At 34.8% G+C, this 21,214-nt stretch carries 20 protein-coding genes; 14 read left to right on the top strand and 6 right to left on the bottom strand.

From position 1 onward, the window contains the following. Position 1: 1 nt before the first annotated feature. The 3 genes from BUB89_RS15980 to BUB89_RS15970 form a co-directional block, all read right to left on the bottom strand. A complete protein-coding gene (locus BUB89_RS15980) occupies positions 2 to 649 on the bottom strand; it encodes a Dph6-related ATP pyrophosphatase (RefSeq protein ID WP_073246881.1) in 648 nt (215 codons plus the stop codon). Next, positions 646 to 1,161, bottom strand: a complete 516-nt coding sequence (locus BUB89_RS15975; RefSeq protein WP_073246879.1) for a bifunctional adenosylcobinamide kinase/adenosylcobinamide-phosphate guanylyltransferase — start codon at positions 1,159 to 1,161, stop codon at positions 646 to 648. The genes BUB89_RS15980 and BUB89_RS15975 overlap by 4 nt, the downstream gene beginning before the upstream one ends. Before the next feature lie 272 nt (positions 1,162 to 1,433). After that, complete coding sequence (locus BUB89_RS15970) at positions 1,434 to 1,823, bottom strand: C1orf53 family protein (protein ID WP_307723328.1); 390 nt, start codon at positions 1,821 to 1,823, stop codon at positions 1,434 to 1,436. 71 nt (positions 1,824 to 1,894) lie between these two features. Here BUB89_RS15970 and BUB89_RS15965 point away from each other — a divergent pair, with 71 nt between their 5' ends. The 7 genes from BUB89_RS15965 to BUB89_RS15935 all read left to right on the top strand — a co-directional run bounded on the left by BUB89_RS15965 (position 1,895) and on the right by BUB89_RS15935 (position 8,316). Next, positions 1,895 to 3,037 (top strand): ABC transporter substrate-binding protein, encoded by a 1,143-nt coding sequence (locus tag BUB89_RS15965; RefSeq protein WP_073246874.1) that lies wholly within the window; start codon positions 1,895 to 1,897, stop codon positions 3,035 to 3,037. Positions 3,038 to 3,043: 6 nt separating this feature from the next. Next, entirely contained in the window at positions 3,044 to 4,075 is a 1,032-nt protein-coding gene (locus BUB89_RS15960; protein WP_073246872.1) for an iron ABC transporter permease, read from the top strand. A 404-nt stretch (positions 4,076 to 4,479) separates the two neighbouring features. Then, positions 4,480 to 5,868 (top strand): dihydrolipoyl dehydrogenase, encoded by a 1,389-nt coding sequence (gene lpdA / locus BUB89_RS15955; protein WP_073246869.1) that lies wholly within the window; start codon positions 4,480 to 4,482, stop codon positions 5,866 to 5,868. A gap of 234 nt (positions 5,869 to 6,102) precedes the next feature. Further along, complete coding sequence (locus BUB89_RS15950) at positions 6,103 to 6,747, top strand: Imm26 family immunity protein (protein ID WP_073246866.1); 645 nt, start codon at positions 6,103 to 6,105, stop codon at positions 6,745 to 6,747. 153 nt (positions 6,748 to 6,900) lie between these two features. Next, the gene (locus BUB89_RS15945; RefSeq protein ID WP_073246864.1) at positions 6,901 to 7,230 is read left to right on the top strand and encodes a hypothetical protein; all 330 of its coding nucleotides are present in this window, start codon (positions 6,901 to 6,903) and stop codon (positions 7,228 to 7,230) included. A gap of 161 nt (positions 7,231 to 7,391) precedes the next feature. Next, a complete protein-coding gene (locus tag BUB89_RS15940) occupies positions 7,392 to 7,925 on the top strand; it encodes a hypothetical protein (protein WP_073246862.1) in 534 nt (177 codons plus the stop codon). Beyond that, positions 7,915 to 8,316 carry a ribosomal maturation YjgA family protein gene (locus BUB89_RS15935; RefSeq protein WP_083552870.1) on the top strand — a complete coding sequence of 134 codons (402 nt, stop codon included), beginning with the start codon at positions 7,915 to 7,917 and terminating at the stop codon, positions 8,314 to 8,316. Before BUB89_RS15940 ends, BUB89_RS15935 begins: the two co-directional genes overlap by 11 nt. Positions 8,317 to 8,380: 64 nt before the next feature. Here the strand turns inward: BUB89_RS15935 and BUB89_RS15930 are convergent, their stop codons facing one another. Next, a complete protein-coding gene (locus BUB89_RS15930; protein WP_073246860.1) occupies positions 8,381 to 8,590 on the bottom strand; it encodes a hypothetical protein in 210 nt (69 codons plus the stop codon). A 218-nt stretch (positions 8,591 to 8,808) separates the two neighbouring features. Here BUB89_RS15930 and BUB89_RS15925 point away from each other — a divergent pair, with 218 nt between their 5' ends. From BUB89_RS15925 to BUB89_RS15905, 5 genes are all read left to right on the top strand, one after another. Continuing rightward, complete coding sequence (locus BUB89_RS15925) at positions 8,809 to 11,613, top strand: MG2 domain-containing protein (protein ID WP_073246858.1); 2,805 nt, start codon at positions 8,809 to 8,811, stop codon at positions 11,611 to 11,613. A 32-nt stretch (positions 11,614 to 11,645) separates the two neighbouring features. Then, positions 11,646 to 11,960 (top strand): hypothetical protein, encoded by a 315-nt coding sequence (locus BUB89_RS15920; protein WP_073246848.1) that lies wholly within the window; start codon positions 11,646 to 11,648, stop codon positions 11,958 to 11,960. A 97-nt stretch (positions 11,961 to 12,057) separates the two neighbouring features. After that, the gene (locus BUB89_RS15915; RefSeq protein WP_073246846.1) at positions 12,058 to 12,867 is read left to right on the top strand and encodes a DUF1961 family protein; all 810 of its coding nucleotides are present in this window, start codon (positions 12,058 to 12,060) and stop codon (positions 12,865 to 12,867) included. Positions 12,868 to 13,358: 491 nt separating this feature from the next. Then, the gene (locus BUB89_RS15910; protein ID WP_073246844.1) at positions 13,359 to 15,443 is read left to right on the top strand and encodes a beta-galactosidase; all 2,085 of its coding nucleotides are present in this window, start codon (positions 13,359 to 13,361) and stop codon (positions 15,441 to 15,443) included. Between the two features lie 300 nt (positions 15,444 to 15,743). Next, entirely contained in the window at positions 15,744 to 16,181 is a 438-nt protein-coding gene (locus BUB89_RS15905; RefSeq protein WP_073246842.1) for a hypothetical protein, read from the top strand. Positions 16,182 to 16,531: 350 nt separating this feature from the next. Here the strand turns inward: BUB89_RS15905 and BUB89_RS15900 are convergent, their stop codons facing one another. Continuing rightward, positions 16,532 to 17,377, bottom strand: coding sequence for an NAD(P)H-hydrate dehydratase (locus tag BUB89_RS15900; RefSeq protein ID WP_073246840.1), 846 nt, complete (start codon positions 17,375 to 17,377; stop codon positions 16,532 to 16,534). 180 nt (positions 17,378 to 17,557) lie between these two features. Here BUB89_RS15900 and gcvT point away from each other — a divergent pair, with 180 nt between their 5' ends. Together gcvT and BUB89_RS15890 are read left to right on the top strand one after the other, a co-directional pair. Beyond that, the gene (gcvT, locus tag BUB89_RS15895) at positions 17,558 to 18,640 is read left to right on the top strand and encodes a glycine cleavage system aminomethyltransferase GcvT (RefSeq protein WP_073246838.1); all 1,083 of its coding nucleotides are present in this window, start codon (positions 17,558 to 17,560) and stop codon (positions 18,638 to 18,640) included. Between the two features lie 55 nt (positions 18,641 to 18,695). Next, the gene (locus BUB89_RS15890; protein ID WP_073246836.1) at positions 18,696 to 19,418 is read left to right on the top strand and encodes a YebC/PmpR family DNA-binding transcriptional regulator; all 723 of its coding nucleotides are present in this window, start codon (positions 18,696 to 18,698) and stop codon (positions 19,416 to 19,418) included. 230 nt (positions 19,419 to 19,648) lie between these two features. Here BUB89_RS15890 and BUB89_RS15885 read toward each other — a convergent pair whose 3' ends face one another. After that, complete coding sequence (locus BUB89_RS15885) at positions 19,649 to 20,986, bottom strand: MATE family efflux transporter (protein WP_073246834.1); 1,338 nt, start codon at positions 20,984 to 20,986, stop codon at positions 19,649 to 19,651. Between the last annotated feature and the right edge of the window lie 228 nt (positions 20,987 to 21,214).

Genomic DNA, 21,214 nt, shown 5'->3' with positions numbered 1-21,214 from the left:
TTTAATTCTCTTCCCAAACCACAAAGCAGTAATCATTATACACTTTAGTGGTAAATGGTGGCAAACTTATCTTTTCTGAAAACAAAGGACAGTTGATTACCATGGTATGAAATTCTCCGTTTTCACCACAAGGATCGATTCCTTTTGCTGCTAATTCAAGCGCTAATTCTTTAGTTAAAATCTGTGCTAAATAATTTTCGCCCATTGTTGTATTACAGGAAACAATCATGGTTTCGATACCGTTTTCAATCATTTCGTTGACTAATGCAATACGGTCTTGTTGCCACAAAGGCAAAATAGCTTCCAGATCAGCCGCCTGACACACTTTCTCTTCCCAATCTCTGTGAGGCTGCAAATCGATATCACCAAAAACCGCCGCATCCAAATCATATTTTGCTTTAAGCGATTTTAAAACAGCTATAAATTTTTGCTCATAATCGCCCCAGGTAGCCGGAACAGTTTCGATAGGCAATTGCATTTTTTGAGCCTGCTGATTCAAAATAGACAACGGCAAACCATGCGAACGCGAAATCTTTCCATTTTCATTCATCATGTTCAGTAAAACCCTTGGCGTAAAGCCTGATTTTACTGCCTGCATCATCGCATAACAGCTGTCTTTTCCGCCAGACCATGAAGTTACAAAATTCATAATCCTCCCTTTATTGTTACCGGAATTCCGGAAACCATTAGTACTACTTTATCTGCTTTTTGAGCTAAATACTGATTCATCCAGCCTTGTAATTCGGTGAACTTTCTGCCAATATGTGTATCGGCATGAACCCCCATTCCTATTTCGTTAGAAATAATAATGATAGTTACATTAGGCTGTTGAATGACCTTTTCAAATTCGGCTTTGGCCTGAATCAAACTCAGTTCAACATCATTTTTCGTATCTACAAAAAAATTGGTCAGCCACAACGTCACACAATCAATTACAGCCACCTGTCCTGTAAAATCAATTTCGCTTATAAATTTTTCTTTTTCGATGTTAATCCATCGCTCGTCACGATCTTTTTGATGGCGGTCAATTCGTTTTTGGAAATCATCGTCCCATTTTCGAGCTGTAGCCACATACATCGGTCTTGATGATAATTCTTTGGCGATATTTTCGGCATAACTGCTCTTTCCTGAGCGTTCTCCTCCTGTTATGAAATAAATCATTTTTTTAATTGTTTTTATGACTATTAGTTTCTTATACTAATTAATTGAGAATGGTACACAGATGAAACTGATTTTAACGAATTATCACAGATTGTGATTTACAAAGTGCTTAAAAAATCCGTTTTTATCTGTTCAATCCGTGTCATCTGTGGCCTGTTTTTTTATTATAAATCTTAACTTCTAACTGTATCCTTTATTTAAACCCTCTTCTTCACTCCTAATTTCTAACTTCTAACTCCTAACTTCTAACTTCTAACTTCTAACTTCTAACTTTATAAGTACGGACAATGTCTACAACCATTTCCACAGCAGTTTCCTCTTTTTAAATGAAACCAGGCTTTGAAAACATAATTCCCGTTTTCCAGATAGTAATCAATTCCTTCTATTAAATGAGTCGTTTTGGGCAAATCCTTGGCTCTGTTATCTAATGCATTTTCCGGAGAAACTGTAGTTACATATTCATCAATTTTTAACGCGCAACTCTCTTTAAAACAATCAGGACAAAGACAATCACCAGCTTCCGAAAAATTAAAAATCGGTGGAAAATCATTACACCAACATTTCTTCTGTTCCGAAATATCGCCGCAATCAAAGGAAGTTCCACAACCGGAACACCTTTTTATCTTTATAGTATTCATGAGGTAAAGATACCATTTGTTCATTTTTTTATCCTAAAAAATAAACAGTAATTTTTACAATTTCATATACCTTTGCTTGCAAATAAATTTTGATGATGAATTCTTTCCATACGAAAATCCTGTTTTTACTGCTCCTTTTAAGTTTTACAGCTTGCAAAAAGAATGAAAAAACAACTACCGTTTCAGCAGCAACTGAAAAAAACGAAATTGAATATTCCACGAATCTTTCCATCTATAAATACGATGGTTATTCGGTAGTTACCGTATTAAATCCCTGGCCGGACGCCAATAAAGATTTTGTTTACATCCTAAAAGAAAAAAACACAGCCGTTCCTGACAGTTTGCAAAAATATACCCAAATCACAGTGCCTTTACAATCCATTGTAGTGACTTCAACTACTAATATTCCCTTTTTAGAAATGCTGGGAGTTGAAAAATCATTAGTAGGATTTCCTCATACCGATTATGTTTCTTCTGAGAAAACCCGTAAATTAATTGAAGCCGGAATTGTTAAAAATGTGGGGCAAAACGAACGCTTAAACATGGAAAAGCTAATTGATTTAGCTCCCGAAGCCATTGTAACTTTTGGTATTGACAATAACAATCCGATGATTGCCAACTTAGAAAAAAATGGTTTAAAAGTACTTATTCAGGCTGATTGGATGGAGCAATCGCCATTGGGAAAAGCCGAATGGATTAAACTTTATGCTGCTTTATTTGGTAAAGAAAAAGAAGGTAAAATCCTTTTTGACAACATTGTAAAAAGCTACAATAATGCCCTGCAATCAGTAGCTGGTCAAAAAGCAGAAAAAACAGTTTTATATGGTTCTATGTATCAAAATCAATGGTATGTGGCCAAAGGAAACAGCTGGGTTGCCCAATTTATGAAGGATGCCAAATCGAATTATTTATGGGCAGCTACAGAAGGGAGCGGAAGTCTGGGATTATCATTTGAAAATATCTTAGATAAGGCAAAAAATGCTGATATATGGATTGCCACAGGTTCTTTTAAAAGTGCCGAAGAATTAGGAAACAGCAACCCGCATTACCAGCAATTTGATGCTTTTAAAACTAAAAATGTATATACTTTTGAAAGTAAATTAGGAGCAACAGGCGGAACTATTTACTACGAACTGGCTCCCAGCCGTCCCGATTTAGTTTTGAAAGATTATATTAAAATTTTTCATCCTGACCTGCTTCCGGAATACAATTTTACATTTGTACAAAAATTAAATTAGCCTGAATTGAAAAACCCAAAACGAAATACCATCCTATTCTTCTACCTTGTCGCAGGACTGCTTTTTTTGTTTTTTGCAAATATTAGTCTGGGTTCCGTAACAATTCCGTTTAAAGAAATTTTTCAGAGTTTAAGTGGCGGGCAAGCCAGTAAATCCACCTGGGAATATATTATTATTAATTATCGGTTACCCAAAGCCATAACGGTAGTTTTAGTAGGAACCGGACTTTCAATAAGTGGTTTATTGATGCAAACCTTATTTAGAAATCCATTGGCTGGACCTTATGTTTTAGGATTGAGTTCAGGAGCCAGTTTAGGGGTTGCTTTTGTGATTTTGGGGGCAGGTTTACTCCCGGTTTTTTTACAGCAAATAGTGCTCTCATCATACGGAATTGTTTTAGCTTCAACCCTTGGGAGTTCTTGTGTATTATTAGCGGTTTTACTGGTTTCGGTTCGTTTGCGGGACACCATGAGCATTCTGATAGTAGGCTTAATGTTTGGCAGTTTAAGCACCGCTATTGTAGGAACGCTGAGTTATTTTAGCACTGCCGAACAATTACAGAAATTCACTTTTTGGTCTCTGGGTAATTTGGGGAATCTTTCCTGGACTTCCATTAGTATTTTAGCCATTAGTGTATCCGCTGGTTTGTTGTTGAGTTTATCCAGTATTAAATCTCTGAATGCCTTGCTTCTGGGCGAAAATTATGCCCGAAGTCTGGGTATGAACTACAATAAAGCCCGTTTTATTATTATTCTGGCTACGAGTATTCTGGCGGGAAGTATTACGGCTTTTGCCGGCCCTATCGCTTTCATTGGGCTTGCAGTTCCTCATATTGCCAAATTAGTTTTCCAAACCAGTAATCACAGCATTTTATTCTGGAGTACCTTACTTTTTGGCGCTATCATCATGCTGATTTGCGATACGATTTCTCAGGTTCCGGGTGGTGAAATCACCTTGCCTATTAATGCCGTTACTTCTATTTTTGGTGCACCAATAGTGATTTGGTTATTGCTGAGAAAGCAAAAAATGATTGGTTAGTTATAAATTTTAACCGCAAATTCGCAAATTAAAAAAACTTTTTCAAATAACTAATTTGCGAATTTGCGGTTAAAAAACAGTAAAAACAGCTGCTATAAACGGACAGAAACAATAACATTAACGGATTCCTAAAATTATATAAGAAAACCAAGGTATTTTGTTAGATTTTGAAAATTCAGGCTTTATAAACCACATTCTGTTAATATTTTGTACTTTTATAAGTTTCAAAAAGAGAATAAATCCATAAATTTGCAATCTTAAATTAAGATTACAAAATTCATATAAAATGAAAAGGGCATTTAGTAGCAAATTTCATTTTTACCAATAAAAACAAATAAAATACATAGAAATGACATGAGCTTGCTCATCGCATCTCACCAATAAAAACAAATAAATATATAGAAATGAAATACGACGTTATTGTTTTAGGAAGTGGTCCCGGCGGATATGTAACTGCCATCAGAGCATCACAATTAGGCTTTAAAGTAGCCGTAATTGAAAAAGAAAATTTAGGTGGAGTTTGTTTAAACTGGGGTTGTATCCCAACAAAAGCTTTACTTAAATCGGCTCAGGTTTTTGATTATCTAAAACACGCTTCCGATTACGGATTGACGGTTTCTGAGTTTGACAAAGATTTCCCTGCTGTAGTACAACGTAGCCGTTCAGTTGCCGATGGAATGAGCAAAGGAGTTACTTTCCTGATGAAGAAAAACAAAATTGACGTTATTAATGGTTTTGGAAAACTAAAACCAGGTAAAAAAGTAGCTGTTACTGATAAAGACGAAAAAGTTACTGAATATTCAGCTGACCACATTATTATTGCTACTGGTGCTCGTTCCCGTGAGTTGCCTAACTTGCCACAAGATGGTGTAAAAGTTATTGGTTACCGTCAGGCAATGACGTTACCTGAGCAACCTAAAAAGATGATCATTGTAGGTTCCGGAGCTATCGGAGTGGAGTTTGCACATTTCTATAATTCAATGGGAACGGAAGTTACCATCGTAGAATTTATGCCAAACGTTGTTCCTGTTGAAGACGAAGATATCTCAAAACAATTTGAAAAATCTTTGAAAAAAGCCGGAATCACTGTTATGACAAACTCTTCAGTAGAAAGAATTGATACTTCAGGAAATGGTGTAAAAGCATTTGTAAAAACAGCAAAAGGAGAAGAAGTTCTGGAAGCTGATATTTTACTTTCTGCTGTTGGAATCAAAACAAATATTGAAAACATTGGTTTAGAAGAAGTAGGAATCGCTACTGACAGAGATAAAATCTTAGTAAACGCTTACAACGCAACTAATATTCCTGGTTACTACGCTATTGGTGATGTAACGCCAGGTCAGGCTTTGGCTCACGTAGCTTCAGCTGAAGGAATCAACTGTGTGGAGAAAATTAAAGGATTGCACGTAGAACCAATTGATTACGGAAACGTACCGGGTTGTACGTATGCTACTCCTGAAATTGCTTCGGTAGGTTTAACTGAAAAAGCAGCTAAAGAAAAAGGATACGAATTAAAAATTGGTAAATTCCCATTCTCAGCTTCAGGAAAAGCAAAAGCAGCCGGAACTCCGGACGGATTTGTAAAAGTAATTTTTGATGCTAAATATGGTGAATGGTTAGGATGTCATATGATTGGTGCTGGTGTTACGGATATGATTGCTGAGGCAGTTGTAGCACGTAAACTAGAAACTACAGGTCACGAAATCTTAAAATCTATCCACCCACACCCAACAATGAGTGAGGCAGTTATGGAAGCTGTTGCTGATGCTTATGGTGAAGTAATTCACTTGTAGTCATTACGAGGAACGAAGCAATCTCAACCCTATAATTATAGAATCCGATTGGTACAAACCAGTCGGATTTTTTTATGCTGTTTTGTTTTCAAATAGATTTTTATGTAAGAATATTTAGTATATTCGAAAAAATAAATAATGCGAAACAAACCTTCGCCAATCTACCCGAATTTGGGTGTATACACGAAAGTTTGTTTCGCCTATATGCAAGTTATGCACCATTATTAAACACGTATGCCTAAAATCGACAACTTATCAAGTGGACAAATCGTTGGAATTCCATTAAATCATAATCTAGGATATATTTTTTGTAAAATTGTAAACCTAATGGATTACGCAGAAATAGATTTGTCAAAGACCTTTCATTTTCTAATTTATCCATTTGGATATATCGAAAATGACATAAAATTGTTTTCCTTGCCAAAATTTTTAAATTCAGAACCACTCACTGGAGGGATTTTTATAATTGACATATTGCCTATTATAAATAAAAATAAATGGAAAATAGTTGGCCAAACAGAGTTGCTAGATTATGAAAAAAGAGTTCCCGATTTTAGAGGATTCAATCCAATAGTAGCCAAATATGAGACAGAAGCGACTTCATGGCGTTATTATGAGAAAGGTTTAGCCACAAAATGGATTTTAGCAGAATATGATGCTGTTAAACATTTGGAAGATAACACTGCCTACTCACACGATTTAATTGAGAAACGACTTTCAATGGAAATATTAAGAAAGTCAAATATTGAGATTCAGAAGTTTTACGAATTAAAAGAATGGCAAGATTTAGCTGTATATTACAATATGCTATACACACAACCTTTTTGCGAAATTCCAAATGCGATGAAAGGAAAAGTTAAAAGCAATAACGGCGCATAACAACCGTTTGGCGCAATGGCTGGTTTTGTTTTTCTTAGCCTGAAATTACTAAGTTGAAATTTTGATTATATTTAGAACAAATTATAGAAAAAGCCGCCACTGACGCCAAGCGGTGGAACGTTAGCAAAAATTAAGTGAAATACAACAAATTTAATGATAGAAAACGAAGAAGATTTTCGAGAAAAAAAAATCAGGAAAAAGCAAGACAAAAAGTTGTCTAAACATTTTGATATTTTTATAAACGACGAAAAATTCAAAGTACTAAATTATATGTTCAAAGTTGAAAATCACGGTGACAGAAAAGGCGATTATATTCAGTTCATTTCAAAGTTTGACATTCAAACTTCTCAAAGAGAAAATGTCAAAATTATAATCAATGAAGATGAAAGTAAAATTGAAATTGATGGGGATTGGGCTTTTGCTTCTTGGAGCATTGGAAATTATTGTGTTGGATATTGGGTAAATAATATGATCAAAAAATAAAACACTATTGCTAACAGCCACTACAACGGATTTGGGCATTTGGCTTAATGGAAAGTGGTCTTGTATTTGGAATGATTAGGCTATTCAAAAACAATTCTTAATCTAATTATAAACTCACTAATATGAACATTTACTAACAAATCATTAAAATAAACCAAAAAATGAACAAAACATTTAAAGGAGAATACATTCCATTTTACATCAGACTTTTTAAAAGATTAGCTCCTTTAATATTATTAGTGATTTTTGCTTATTTTAAAATTTACTACGGCCGAACTTTTGCTGGAAGTCTTGCTGATTATAAAATTCATTTTTCGATACTTTTAATTATTTGTTTTCTATACGGTATATACTTTCACACTAATAGAATTAGAACTGTTGTAAATGTAATATCATTTTCAAATGATACCCTACAAATTATCGGTCATGACTTTAATTCAAAATTGGAGGATAGTTTGAATCTCAATAAACTAATTATTGAAATTCAAGAGGAAGAATTAGGTAAAAATAAAGTTCGTTATTGTTTAGAAATTTATTTTGACGATAAGTATTATTATTTGAACAAATTTGATGATTGGAAATATTCAACGCTAGCAGAAATAGTTGATGAATATAAATCGAGAACGGGAAAATCTGTTGCAGGAGACCAATATTATTCTAAATTAGTTAAGAATAAACAAGTTAATGCGGCATAAACGACTAACCCAATTGCTACAATTCAACAAAACTTATTTAAGCCTTGCTATCGTATTATTTTTGGTCGAAATTCTAATTGCTTTGTTTGTAAACGATCAATGGATAAGACCTTATGCAGGTGATTTTTTAGTCGTGATTTTGATCTATTGCTTTATCAAATCATTTTTCAATTTGTCGTTTTGGTCTACTGCCATAATTGTATTATGTTTTTCTTTTTTCGTTGAATTCACACAACATTTAAATCTTATTGGCAAACTGGGTCTGGAACATTCGGATATTGCTAAAGCTATTCTGGGAAATTCATTTGCCTGGCTTGATTTGTTTGCTTACGTAACGGGAATTCTCAGTGTGATTATTCTCGAAAAAATATATTTTAAAAATCCGCATTAAATTAAAACGGCAGCTTTTATACTCCAGGTACAAAAACTGCCGCTAAAAAATTCTTCCGCTATTTTTAGGATGCTAGTGGCATTTTATAAAGCAATTCCACAAGCGGCTCCTGAATATCTGAATTGGTATGCTTGTACATCTCAATTTTTAAATTGGATACAATACTATTTCTTTTTTTCTCGTCCAGATTTTTCAATCTGTTTCTAAGAACATCAACTGTTGGATATTTAAAAAGTGTTGATTTAAGTCGGTTGATAATGTAATTTGAATCCATAGCTTTTATTTTTAAATAGTAATACTGTTGTTATTTTATAATGACCAAATTAGAAACGGAGCACTGAATTGTTGTTACATGATTATCGTATTAATTTATATAATTTTATAATTCTTTTTTTTTTACTTTTTTTACTTTTTAAAAGATTATTTCAAATCAGCATCAGTTATAGAAATACGAAAAATCGTATTTTAAAAAAATATATTTATATTTAGCATTTGAATCGAAAAACTATCCAACTGGTAAGCAATCAATTAAAAGAATTTCTGAAACAATATATGGAAAGACCATCCCATAAAACTGATCTAAAAATCATCACCATCCTGATTTGGTTTTTGCTGCTATTACCAATCCCTAATTGGGCACAGCGAAATGATTTGGTTGTTTCCACCGCTTCCTTTGCTGAAAAAATTTACCTGCAATTAGATCGAAAAATATATACTAATGGAGATACGGTGTGGTTTAAATGCATTGTTTCGAATGCTTCTGAACATATTCCTTCGCATCTAAGTGGCGTATTATATGTAGAATTAATTGGTGCCGATGAAGTGATATTCGAAAAAAAGTTAATCAAAATAGAAAACGGAATTGGTCATGGAAATTTTGATTTAGATAAAAAAATACCAAAAGGCAATTACCTTATTCGAGCCTACACACAATGGAACCAGAATTTTGAGGATGATTTTTTCTTTGAAGAATACATTCAGGTATTTCCAACAGAAACCGAAAATACAGAACCCATCCAGAATATTAAACTCATCAAAGAAGAAGCCGGCAGCGAGCATCTGGAAGTGATTTTTAATCCGAAACTGATTGATTCCCTGCAAAAAAACAAACTAAATGTATATATCAGCGTTGATGATAAAAAAGACAGCTTACAAATTAAAAAAGGAAAAAATGACCAATACATTCTGGATTATCCTATTGACAAAGAAAGCCAGTTTGCGACTTTAAAAATAGAAACGGAAAACCAAAAAACAGCTGCCAAAACATTTGTTTTAAACAAAGAATATATGGACTTGCAGTTTTTCCCGGAAAGTGGCGAACTGGTTCATGGACTAAGCAGCAAAGTAGGTTTTAAAGCTATCGATGCTATCGGAAAAGGAAAAATAATTGAAGGTGCTATTGTTGACGAAAAAGAAAACAGCATCACGACATTTAAAAGCAATAGCCTGGGAATGGGAAGTTTTATTCTTATTAACGCCGACAGTTCTAAGAAGTATTATGCAAGATTAAAATCACCTTCTTTAAACAATAAATCTTTATATCCATTGCCTGATGTAGCTGCTGCCGGAAATACCTTATCCGTTTACAGGCAAAGGGACAAAGTAGTGCTTAAAGTAGTATCAAACTACATGAAAAATGACAGTATCTTTGTTCGAATTTCTTTCAGAGGTGTTGATTTATATGAAAAAAAAGTAAGTCTAAATCAAGGGTTTTATCAGTCCTTAATCTCTACTGCTGAAATTCCCGAAGGTATTATTTCGTTTACAATTTTAGATCATTCGAAAAAAACCATTGCAGAACGGCTTTATTTTAATGAAAAACCGGAAAGCAGAATAAAGATCAATCTTGCTACTGATAAACCAAATTACAACAAGCGGGAATTGACAAATCTAAATATTCAAACCACGAATTTTAACGGAGAAGCTGTAAAAGCAAACACTTCTGTATTGGTAATAAATAAAAAAGAATTAGGAACTATGCAAAACCTGCGTCAAAATATCCTTTCCTATTTTTTAATTGACTCCGAATTAAAAGGCAATATCGAAAATCCCGGTTATTACTTTAAAAATGACAGCAGTATGCATGATGATTTAGACGTTTTAATGCTTACACAAGGATGGAGTAAATACAATTATTCCAAACCTAATAAATCTTCGCTAAATATCAATCCTGAAAAAACACTAACGTTATCGGGCAGAGTGAATAATTTATTTTCAGAAAAAAAGGGTAAAAAAGATGTCGAAGTAACCCTGATGACTTCGGGTACTTTTAAATCATTTTATAAGCAAAAAACAGATAGTTTGGGGAAATTTAAATTTGATTTAAATGATGAATACGGTAAGGAAATAGAAATACTGATTCAAACTGCTAATAAATCAGATAAAAAAATAAACAATTCGGTTGTTTTAGACCAAAAAAAATCACCTCACGTTTCTTTTGAATCCACACAGGCTATTGAACAAATAGACAGTATTGTAAACAAATTCATTGAGAAAAGCAGAAAACAAAAAGAAATCGATGAGAAGTTCGATGTGCAGTTTGGCGGCATTCTGTTAGATCAGGTAAAAGTGAATGCTAAAATGGGACCTAACAAAGAAAAAGTTACCGAGAAATATGGCAAACCAGAAACCATTATTAGCGGTAAAGAGATTCTTTCTAAAGAAAAAAAATGGTCTTACGGATTGTACAGTGTGTTATTATTTAATTATCCGGATAAAGTGAGAATAGAAAGAATGCCAGATCAAAATTTATATGCCACGGTCAACAACATGCCTACCCTAGTTATTATTGATGGGATTCCTGTGCAGTTTCGTGATTATGGACTTATTCCTAATATATCTCCAAGCGAAGTGAGTAGTTTTGAAATTATTGAATATGCAAATGGTTTTGGAGAACTCTATTGTGAAGTCCATAGCGAGCTTCAACCTTGTATTCCTCCTCTTCCATCCTGGGGTCATGTTATAGCAATATATACCCATGCAGGAATCGGCCTTTTTGGTGCACAAAAACCAAAAGGACTAACCAAAACAACTGTTCCTGTTTTTGCTACAGCAAAAGAATTTTACGCTCCTAAATATGACAACATTCAAGCTGATGATTGGCAACATTCCGATATTCGAACATTAATACACTGGCAACCCATACTACAAACAGATGATTCAGGGAAAGCATTTACTTCTTTTTACAATACAGATAATAAAGAGCAAATGATGATAATTGTAGAAGCCATTTCTGACGAAGGAGAAATTGGTTATCAGGAACTTAATTATGAAATAATAGATACCATCAATAAATGAAATATAAATAATCTAACTCAAAAAAGAACAAAATGATATCAGTAATTGTAACCTACCAAATCAAAACGGAATTTGTTGAGCAAAATAAAATCAATATCCATAATTTCTTTAGTGATTTTAAAAAACTGGATGCCTCCCAATTTGAATACAAAGTGTTTATCAAAGCAGATGGTGTAACATTTGTCCATCATTCTTTATACAAAAATGAAGAAATACAAAAAGAACTTTTAAATATTCCTTCTTTTCTGGAATTTCAAAAACAAAGAGACGAAATAGGACTGAATGGAAAACCACAAATCGAAATCCTCAATCTATTTGCCTCTTCGGATGAAAAATGGAAAAAATAAATTTTCTTTGCCCCGTCCCTAAAAAGTGGAAAATTATTAAAAAAACATCAAAATTAGGGCTATCATAAACGAGACAGAACAAACAAAAACATCAAAAATGAATTTACAGCAACTTCTTATACTGTTTTTCTGCATTTCGATAAACGCTCAAAAGTCCGATAAAAAAGAATTTGATATTCTTAATAAATCCAAGCAATGGAAATTAGAATTTCAGGATGATGGTACTAAAAACTGGCAATCCAAATGGTTTCTGGACGGACTTCAGGCTTCTGTTAAAAATACAAAAGCCGGAATGCTTTTTAATGCCGGAACTCAACCCGCTGCCGATACTGACCATGCCGTATTATGGACACAAAAATCTTTTAAAGGAAATATAAAAATAGAATACAACTTTACCAGAAAAGATTCGGCTACTAAATGGGCAGTTATCTTATACCTTCAGGCAACCGGCACCGGCAAAATACCTTATGTTGAAGATATTTCAAAATGGAATTATTTAAGAGAAATTCCGGCTATGAAAACCTATTTTAACAACATGAAAGCGCTGCATATCAGTTATGCTTCTTTTGACAATAACAATACCGATAAAACCAAAGATTACATCAGAGTACGCCAATATCCTGTTATTCCCGGACAAAATTTTAATACCACAACCGAAATTCCGAATCCTTTTTTCGAAACCGGACTTTTTAAAACGGGAGAAAATTATAAAATTACCGTGATTAAAACAGATGAAAAACTCTATTTTGAAGTGACTGGACAAAACGGTGCTACACTTTTTAATTGGAATCTTAAAAATCAGCCTTTGCTTCATGAAGGTCGAATTGGTTTAAGACAAATGGCTACGCGTTCGGCACTTTATAAAGATTTTTCAATTTACACAATGAAGCACGACATTCGCTTTTAAAAAAGTTATAGCCACGACCCGAGCGATAGCGAATAGGCGAAGCAATTACACCCATTATCACTAATTTTTATAAAAAAATCGAATTTCACTAATTCTATCAATTTTAATGATTCATGTAATTAAACCACTAAGAACTAAAGTCTATAGATTGGTTTGAAAGACTGAAAGTCTGCGAAGTTGAAAACAAAGTTTACCGCAAATTCGCAAATTTGAAAGACTTGAAAAGAAAAAAAATAATTTGCGAATTTGCGGTGAATATTTTTAGAATCTAAAAGGAAAATACACTAAGTACATAGTTTTAACTATTTTTGAGACCAATAAAAAACAAGTAATAATTTGTGTTTTTTGTGCAATTGCTTCGCCTATTCGCTATCGCTCGGGTCGTGGCTAAAAAATTTTAAATGTGAGTACCCTGACAATTAAGTGAGAAAATTACACTTTATAACTAAAAAAACTTAGATTTGTAATTACTATTTCCTAACCATTTCATTATGAATCAAAAAATCACCCAATACTTCCTGGCATTCCTACTATTGATTAGCACAGCTACTTTTGCTCAAACAATAGAGCAATTTTTTCCAAAAAAAGATTTAACCACCGTGGGAGTCTATTATTATCCTGAACATTGGGATCCTGCACAATGGGAACGTGATTTTCAGAATATGGAAAAAATGGGATTTGAATTCACCCATTTTGGTGAATTTGCCTGGGCTCAACTCGAACCCGAAGAAGGAAAATATGATTTTAAATGGCTGGATAAATCCTTAGAACTGGCTAAAAAATACCATCTTAAAGTGATTATGTGTACTTCTACCGCTACGCCTCCGGTTTGGTTAGTTCGCAAGCATCCTGATGTTTTAGCCACTATAGAAGACGGTTCTAAAATGGATCACGGAACACGCCAGCATGCAACATTTTCAAGCAATTATTACCGTTCCTATTCTATGAAAATGATTGCTGAATTAGCTAAAAGATATGGAAATGATCCTAACATAATTGGCTGGCAATTGGATAATGAACCGCGTCGTGCTCTGGATTATGGAAAAGATGCGCCACAACGTTTTCGCGACTGGTTGAAAAATAAATACAAGACTATCGAAACGCTTAATGAAGCCTGGGGGAATAGTTTCTGGAGCGGAACTTACAGTACTTTTGACGAAATTAATCTTCCGTTGCATTCGTTATGGGGGATGAATTTGCATGCCCAACTGGATCATTACCGTTTTGGAGATCATGAAACAGCATCATTTTTAGACGAACAGGCTAAAGTCATTCGCCAATATGCAACTCCCAAGCAATGGATTACTTCTAATTATATTCCGATGTATGATGTGGGTTATGTAGGCGCCAGCAAAGAACTTGACTTTGTTTCTTATACCCGCTACATGGTTTATGGAAGTGATTTAGGTATAGGTCCAAAGGGATACCGAGTAGGAGAATATTCGAGAATTGCAATGTCTAATGACTTTTTCCGTCCTTTAAAAGGTGCTTATGGTGTGATGGAATTACAGCCCGGACAGGTAAACTGGGGAAGCATTAATCCGCAACCTTTACCGGGAGCCATGCGCCTTTGGTTGTGGCATGTTTTTGCCGGTGGAAGTAAATTTACCTGTACCTATCGCTACCGTGCGCCATTGTACGGTTACGAACAATTTCATTACGGAATTGTAGGTACCGATGGAGTGACTCCTACAACTGGCGGACAAGAATTTGCTCAATTTATCAAAGACATTAATACGTTGCGAAAAAAGCAGAATCCTAAAGCCGAATTGCCGAAGGAATATTTGCAACGCAAAACAGGAATTTTGTTCAATGCCGATAACGTAATGGGAATTGACTTGAATAAACAAACCAATCAATGGAACACGGAAAATCATTTCTTGAAGTATTACAAAGCGACAAAATCCTTTGGAGCTCCTGTAGATTTTGTTCGTGATACGACTGATTTTTCTAAATATCCGGTGCTGATTGTCCCTGCTTACCAAATGATTGATCAACTAATGATTGATAAACTGACTGCCTACGCCCAAAAAGGAGGAAACCTAGTATTGAGCTGTCGTTCCGGAATTCAAAATAGAAAAGGACATCTTTGGGAAGCTAAATTCTACGAACCCATGTGGCAATTAATTGGTTCCGAAATTGAATCCTATGATTTATTGATGCCACAATCACCGGACAAAATTAAATTCAATAATCAGGATTTTGAATGGGTTTCCTGGGGTGATTTAATAAAACCAAACAAAGGAACTGAAACCTGGGGAACATATCAGGGCGATTTCTATGCCGGAACTGCTGCGGTAACTTCCCGTAAATTAGGCAAAGGAACGGTAACGTATATTGGTGTTGACTCGAAAAAAGGAGATTTGGAAAAACAGGTTTTAACCAAATTATACCAACAGCAAAATATCCCGATTGAAAATTATCCGGCAGGAATTATGGTTGAATACCGTGATGGTTTTGGGATTGCAGTAAACTATTCAGATAAAATATACGAAATGAAATTGCCAGCCAATGCTGAGATTATCATTGGAACAAAAGCCATGAAAACAGCTGATGTGTTGGTGTGGAAACAGTAAAAGTTATAGACCACGGATTTTTACTGATTAAACGGATACTGACAGATTTTTTTATTAATAACAATTTTAAAGGATGAATTGGGTCGGGCTTTAGCCCGATTACAAGTTAAAGTTTTCAAAAGGCTTTAGCCAAAATCTAAATCAAGGTTAGGCTAAAGCTTTTTTAATAAAATGTATCGAAAACTCAACCTACAGAAAGCATATAACAGGGCATTCTTTTAGCTTCGGACGCTTTATTTACCCAAACTGCTTGCAGTACCAGAACGCTGTCTAAGCAAACTTAACAACAAAGAAAAACAAATGGAAGAAAAAAAGAAAAAAAGCTTGATTGGAACAGCTATTACTGTCACAATAGTTGTAATTGCCACTAATTTTGGTTCGAAGCTATTTAACTCAAAAAAGGAACTGACTTTGAGTAATGAAAATACTATCGCAGAAAGAGCAAAAATCATGAATAAAGATTGTCCATTTACTATTGATTCGAATACAAGACTGGATAGTGTTAGTTCACCTGAAAAGAATATTTTGAGACAAAATTATACTTTATTGAATGATAGTAAATCAGATATCGACACTGAAGCTTTTCAAAATATATTTAAACCTGAACTCAAGAAAAATTTAAATAGTCAAAACCAAGCTGAATATTTTAAAAAAAACAATGCAAAATTAGTTTATAGATTTTACGATAAAGACAAGAATTTAGTGACTGACATTATTCTGAACCCGAATGAATATTAGCCCCAGATTGCTCGGATATACGCAACGCTAGCGCAGAATTGTATTCTGTGCCCATAACAGTGAGGAAATAATCAATAAAACACTCTACAAAATAATACATGCTTTGTAGAGTTTCTTGCTAAGATCCTTCCTTCGTCAGCATGACAAGTTTGCGGTAAAGCTCCCCGAGAACTAAGTCCTCAATCTGGTGCTCGGTTGCAACGAGTATCTACTTTCTTTGTACAACAAAACAAAGCGTTTTTAACGCGGCTCATTAAGCAACCTAAGAACTATATAAATAAGCTTAATTCGGTTATTCTTTTGTAAAAGCATTAATCAGTCAAAATCCGTTTAATCTGTGTGCCAATTTTTCATTCCAAACTCAAAAAAGCTGCTCCCAAATTACTAATACTATCCGAAGCAATAAAGGATTGAAAACCAGTTTTAGGTGCAGCCAAATCAGCTGTTAATCCATGCAAATAAACACCTAAAATCGCAGCCTGAACTGATTCATAGCCCTGTGCCAGAAAACTGCTGATGATTCCGGTCAGAACATCGCCACTTCCGGCAGTGGCTAAAGCCTGATTACCTGTTGTATTTTTATAAAGGGTTTCTCCGTCAATAATATAAGTTGGAGCACCTTTCATTACTACAATCACATTGTATTGCAGTGAAAAAGAAATCGTTTTCTCAAATTTTTCTTCTTCAGATATCCATTTTCCTATCAGGCGTTCTAATTCTTTAGGATGAGGCGTCAGAATAGTTCCGGGTTGTAAAAGTAAAAACCAGGCTTTGTTTTGAGATAAAATATTCAATCCATCGGCATCAATAACGAGAGGAATTTCGTTTGTTTTTAGAAATTTCAAAAAAGCTTTCCGGGTCACTTCGTCCTGGCCTATTCCGGGACCAATCCCAATAGCATCAGGCTGAAGATCAAAACTAATATTCGAAATACATTTTTTATTCCTATCAGTCAAAACCATCACTTCGGGAATGGCAATCTGCACAATTTGGTAACCACATTTGGGGATATAAGCAGTTACTAATCCGCAGCCCGCTTTCAATGCCGCTTTCGAAGACAGGCAAACAGCACCAATTTTCCCATAACTGCCTCCAATAATCAAAGCATGTCCCTGAATACCTTTATGAGTATCCACAGCTATTGGCTTATAATACTTTAGAATTTCATTCTTATCGATAGAAACAGGAGTCATCATAAATTCTGCTTTTGAATAGTTTCCTCTAATTTAATGCTATTTAAGCGAATAGAAAATGAGTTTTATTATTTTTTTATTAAAAACAGCTGCTTTTATTCGCAGTAAACTTTGACTCTCACGCCTTTGCTACTCAAAATAAAAGCAATAAATTAGCGCCATCAAAATTTACACAAAATCATAATGAAAAATACTGCGCTAACGCACATACACGAAGCTTTGGGAGCAAAAATGCTACCGTTTGCAGGATACAATATGCCTATAACTTATGAAGGAATAAACGCTGAACACGAAACTGTTCGTACTGCTGTAGGTGTTTTTGATGTTTCTCACATGGGGGAATTTTTACTTTCGGGACCAAATGCTTTAGCGTTGATTCAAAAAGTTACTTCAAATGATGCTGCTACATTGACCGACGGAAGAGTGCAATATTCCTGTTTACCAAACAATGATGGCGGAATCGTAGATGATTTATTGGTTTACAAAATCAAAGACGAGCAGTATTTGTTAGTCGTTAATGCATCAAATATTGATAAAGACTGGGAGTGGATTTCGGCTCAAAATGATTTGGGAGTAGAAATGAAAAACCTTTCTGATGACTATTCTTTGTTGGCTATTCAGGGTCCAAAAGCAGTTGAAGCTTTACAATCACTGACATCAGTAGATTTATCAGCCATAAAATACTATCATTTTGAAGTAGGTGATTTTGCCGGAATCGAACATGTAATCATTTCGGCTACGGGATATACGGGTGCCGGAGGTTTCGAAATTTATTGTAAAAATGATCAGGCAGAACAAATTTGGAATAAAGTTTTTGAAGTTGGAGCCGCTTTTGGAATTAAACCCATTGGCTTAGCCGCCCGTGATACTTTGCGCCTTGAAATGGGATTTTGCCTTTATGGAAACGACATCAACGATACCACTTCGCCAATAGAAGCCGGATTAGGCTGGATTACTAAATTCAACAAAGAGTTTACCAATTCAGATCATTTGAAAAAACAAAAAGAAGCCGGAGTAACTAAAAAACTAATTGGTTTTGAAATGCAGGAACGCGCCATCCCAAGACATGATTACGAAATTGTTGATGCTAACGGAAATAACATCGGAATTGTAACTTCCGGAACTATGGCTCCTTCTTTGAACAAAGGAATCGGAATGGGTTATGTAACCATCGAAAATAGTGCTGTTGACAGCGAGATTTTTATTCGAATCAGAAAAAAAGATGTCCCTGCCAAAGTGGTAAAAATGCCATTTTATAAAAACTAAAACTTTAAAAAAAACAAAATAATTGTAATTTTGCATCGTCAAAAAATAATCAGAAATGGGAAGAGCATTCGAATTTAGAAAAGGAAGAAAAATGAAACGTTGGGCTGCAATGGCAAAAACGTTTACAAGAATAGGTAAGGATATTGTAATGGCCGTAAAAGAAGGCGGACCAAACCCTGAAGCCAACTCCAGATTGAGAGCTGTTATTCAAAATGCTAAAGCAGCAAATATGCCTAAAGATAACGTGGAACGCGCTATCAAAAATGCAACAAACAAAGACACTGCCAACTATAAAGAGATTTTATTCGAAGGATATGCACCTCACGGAATTGCTGTTTTGATCGAAACTGCTTCTGACAACAACAACAGAACCGTAGCAAATATCCGTAGTTATTTCAACAAATGCAACGGAACTATGGGAACACAAGGTTCGGTAGAATTCATGTTCGACCACACTTGTAATTTCCGAATCCCAAAAGATGGTTTGGATCCTGAAGAATTAGAATTAGAATTGATTGATTTTGGTGCAGAAGAAGTTTTTGAAGACGAAGATGGAATTCTAATCTATGCACCTTTCAACAGTTTTGGTACCATTCAGAAAGAATTGGAGAATAGAAATATCGAAATTTTATCTTCCGGATTTGAAAGAATTCCGCAAATCACAAAACAGCTGACTCCTGTTCAGGCAGCTGATGTTGAAAAACTGATCGAAAAAATCGAAGAAGATGATGACGTGATGAACGTTTATCACACTATGGAAGAACAAGAAGAGGCATAATCTTCATCAAAATATCCAAATAATCAAAGAGTTTAGCATGCTGTTAAGCTCTTTTTTTATGGCGTTACCTTGTTGCGGAACTTTTTTGTAAACTATAAAATTTTGTTCAGCAACAAGGTCGGGCTGTACGCTGTATCTTTTGTTCGGGTAATAGTAGTTTAAACCTGAAAATTACTGCTCTCACAAAAGGATGCCGCTTCCATCCCTAACGCAAACCGTGATAAACACAACTATTTATTTTGTGTCCACGACTTGAAAAACAATGGAGTTTCATAAGACAACATACAAATCCATCCCACTAAACAAGCCAGAGCAATCCCTTCAATCCCAAAGTGCGGAGCTAAAAAATAAGCTGACACGACTCTACCCAACATTTGTGTAAAAGTAGCATTCAAAGTGACTTTCATCTTCCCTAAGCCTCTAAAATAACCCTGAATCAAATTCGTAATTCCCGGTAACAGATACAGTAAAATCATTATTTTTAAATACTGTTCACCGGCATCAATCACTTTCAATTCTTCTTTGCCCATAAATAAGGAAATTAGCTCCCGCGAGAAGAACAACACAATGACAGAAACCAGTACCGTATAAATTACTTCCATCTTTAATCCTGTTAAAAATCCTTTTCGAATTCGACTAAAATTTTCTTTTCCATTATTCTGAGCTATGAAGCCTGTAGTTCCATGAGCAATATTCTGTTGAACAATCATCACAAAATCATCGATTCTGCTTACAGCGTTAAAAGCAGCTATAGCAACCACTCCCAAAGGATTGATAGCGCCCTGAATTAGAAACTTACCTAAATGCAACGTAATTTGCTGCATCGCTGTAACCGAGCTGTAACTAAAAATAATTCGGAACAAACTACGGTCAAATACAAACTCTTTACTGCTAAATCTTAAAACGGGAATATAAAACCGAACATATAAAATACATAACAAAGCCGCTACAGCTTCGGCAACTACGGTTGCCCAGGCTGCGCCGTCAATACCTTTTTCCCAGACCACAACAAACAGAATATCCAAAATAATATTAAGTATTGCAGAAGCAATTAAAAAATAAAGAGATGCTTTAGAATTTCCCATACTTCTTAAAGTAGAAGCATAAATATGGTAGATAAAGGTAAAAACAAGACCTGCAAAGATAATCTGAAGATAAGAAGTGGCATCATCCAGAATTTCGAGTGGCGTATTTAAAAATGAAAGTATAGTTCGGGAAAAGAAAAAACCAAAAATTATTAGCACTATAGTAAACAAACCTCCGGAAATTACAGAAGTGGAAATGACACGCTTTAGTTTATCAAAATTTTGTTCACCAAAATACTGTCCCATCAACACTGACATTCCCAGACAAATCCCGATAATCAAAAAAAGTAAAACATTCATCACCGGACTCGCAGCACCAAGTGCGGCTAAAGCATCGGCTCCGATAAAACGTCCCACAATAACAGAATCGGCCGCATTATAAGTCAGTACAAAAAAGTTACCAATAATCAAGGGTAATGTAAAATGAATAATTTGCGGGACAATAGGCCCACGAGTCATATCCACTAGTTTTTGTTTTCCCATGATAAGATAATATTTTTCACAAAAATAGTATAAAAACAAAAAATCCCGTTTCGTTAGAAACAGGGTTTTCATAAAGAAAGGCGACGAACCGAGCCATTAGGCGAACACGTCGTACCTATAAAAAAAAGAGCCACAACCTTTTCAGGTTGGGGCTCAATAAAGAAAGGCGACGACATACTCTCCCACAAAACTGCAGTACCATCTGCGCAGGCGGGCTTAACTACTCTG

The sequence above is a fragment of the Flavobacterium flevense genome (genome assembly GCF_900142775.1).
Classification (GTDB): domain Bacteria; phylum Bacteroidota; class Bacteroidia; order Flavobacteriales; family Flavobacteriaceae; genus Flavobacterium; species Flavobacterium flevense.
This window is presented reverse-complemented; position numbering and strand designations above follow the sequence as displayed.

What these genes read in the sequence shown, in the direction of transcription:
- BUB89_RS15920 (WP_073246848.1), top strand. Translation starts at nt 11,646, where the DNA reads ATGATATCAGTAATTGTAACCTACCAAATCAAAACGGAATTTGTTGAG.
- BUB89_RS15935 (WP_083552870.1), top strand. Translation starts at nt 7,915, where the DNA reads ATGCGGCATAAACGACTAACCCAATTGCTACAATTCAACAAAACTTAT.
- BUB89_RS15885 (WP_073246834.1), bottom strand. Translation starts at nt 20,986, where the DNA reads ATGGGAAAACAAAAACTAGTGGATATGACTCGTGGGCCTATTGTCCCG.
- BUB89_RS15915 (WP_073246846.1), top strand. Translation starts at nt 12,058, where the DNA reads ATGAATTTACAGCAACTTCTTATACTGTTTTTCTGCATTTCGATAAAC.
- BUB89_RS15940 (WP_073246862.1), top strand. Translation starts at nt 7,392, where the DNA reads ATGAACAAAACATTTAAAGGAGAATACATTCCATTTTACATCAGACTT.
- BUB89_RS15900 (WP_073246840.1), bottom strand. Translation starts at nt 17,377, where the DNA reads ATGATGACTCCTGTTTCTATCGATAAGAATGAAATTCTAAAGTATTAT.
- BUB89_RS15910 (WP_073246844.1), top strand. Translation starts at nt 13,359, where the DNA reads ATGAATCAAAAAATCACCCAATACTTCCTGGCATTCCTACTATTGATT.
- BUB89_RS15930 (WP_073246860.1), bottom strand. Translation starts at nt 8,590, where the DNA reads ATGGATTCAAATTACATTATCAACCGACTTAAATCAACACTTTTTAAA.
- BUB89_RS15945 (WP_073246864.1), top strand. Translation starts at nt 6,901, where the DNA reads ATGATAGAAAACGAAGAAGATTTTCGAGAAAAAAAAATCAGGAAAAAG.
- BUB89_RS15905 (WP_073246842.1), top strand. Translation starts at nt 15,744, where the DNA reads ATGGAAGAAAAAAAGAAAAAAAGCTTGATTGGAACAGCTATTACTGTC.
- BUB89_RS15975 (WP_073246879.1), bottom strand. Translation starts at nt 1,161, where the DNA reads ATGATTTATTTCATAACAGGAGGAGAACGCTCAGGAAAGAGCAGTTAT.
- BUB89_RS15950 (WP_073246866.1), top strand. Translation starts at nt 6,103, where the DNA reads ATGCCTAAAATCGACAACTTATCAAGTGGACAAATCGTTGGAATTCCA.
- gcvT (WP_073246838.1), top strand. Translation starts at nt 17,558, where the DNA reads ATGAAAAATACTGCGCTAACGCACATACACGAAGCTTTGGGAGCAAAA.
- BUB89_RS15970 (WP_307723328.1), bottom strand. Translation starts at nt 1,823, where the DNA reads ATGAACAAATGGTATCTTTACCTCATGAATACTATAAAGATAAAAAGG.
- BUB89_RS15965 (WP_073246874.1), top strand. Translation starts at nt 1,895, where the DNA reads ATGAATTCTTTCCATACGAAAATCCTGTTTTTACTGCTCCTTTTAAGT.
- BUB89_RS15890 (WP_073246836.1), top strand. Translation starts at nt 18,696, where the DNA reads ATGGGAAGAGCATTCGAATTTAGAAAAGGAAGAAAAATGAAACGTTGG.
- BUB89_RS15980 (WP_073246881.1), bottom strand. Translation starts at nt 649, where the DNA reads ATGAATTTTGTAACTTCATGGTCTGGCGGAAAAGACAGCTGTTATGCG.
- lpdA (WP_073246869.1), top strand. Translation starts at nt 4,480, where the DNA reads ATGAAATACGACGTTATTGTTTTAGGAAGTGGTCCCGGCGGATATGTA.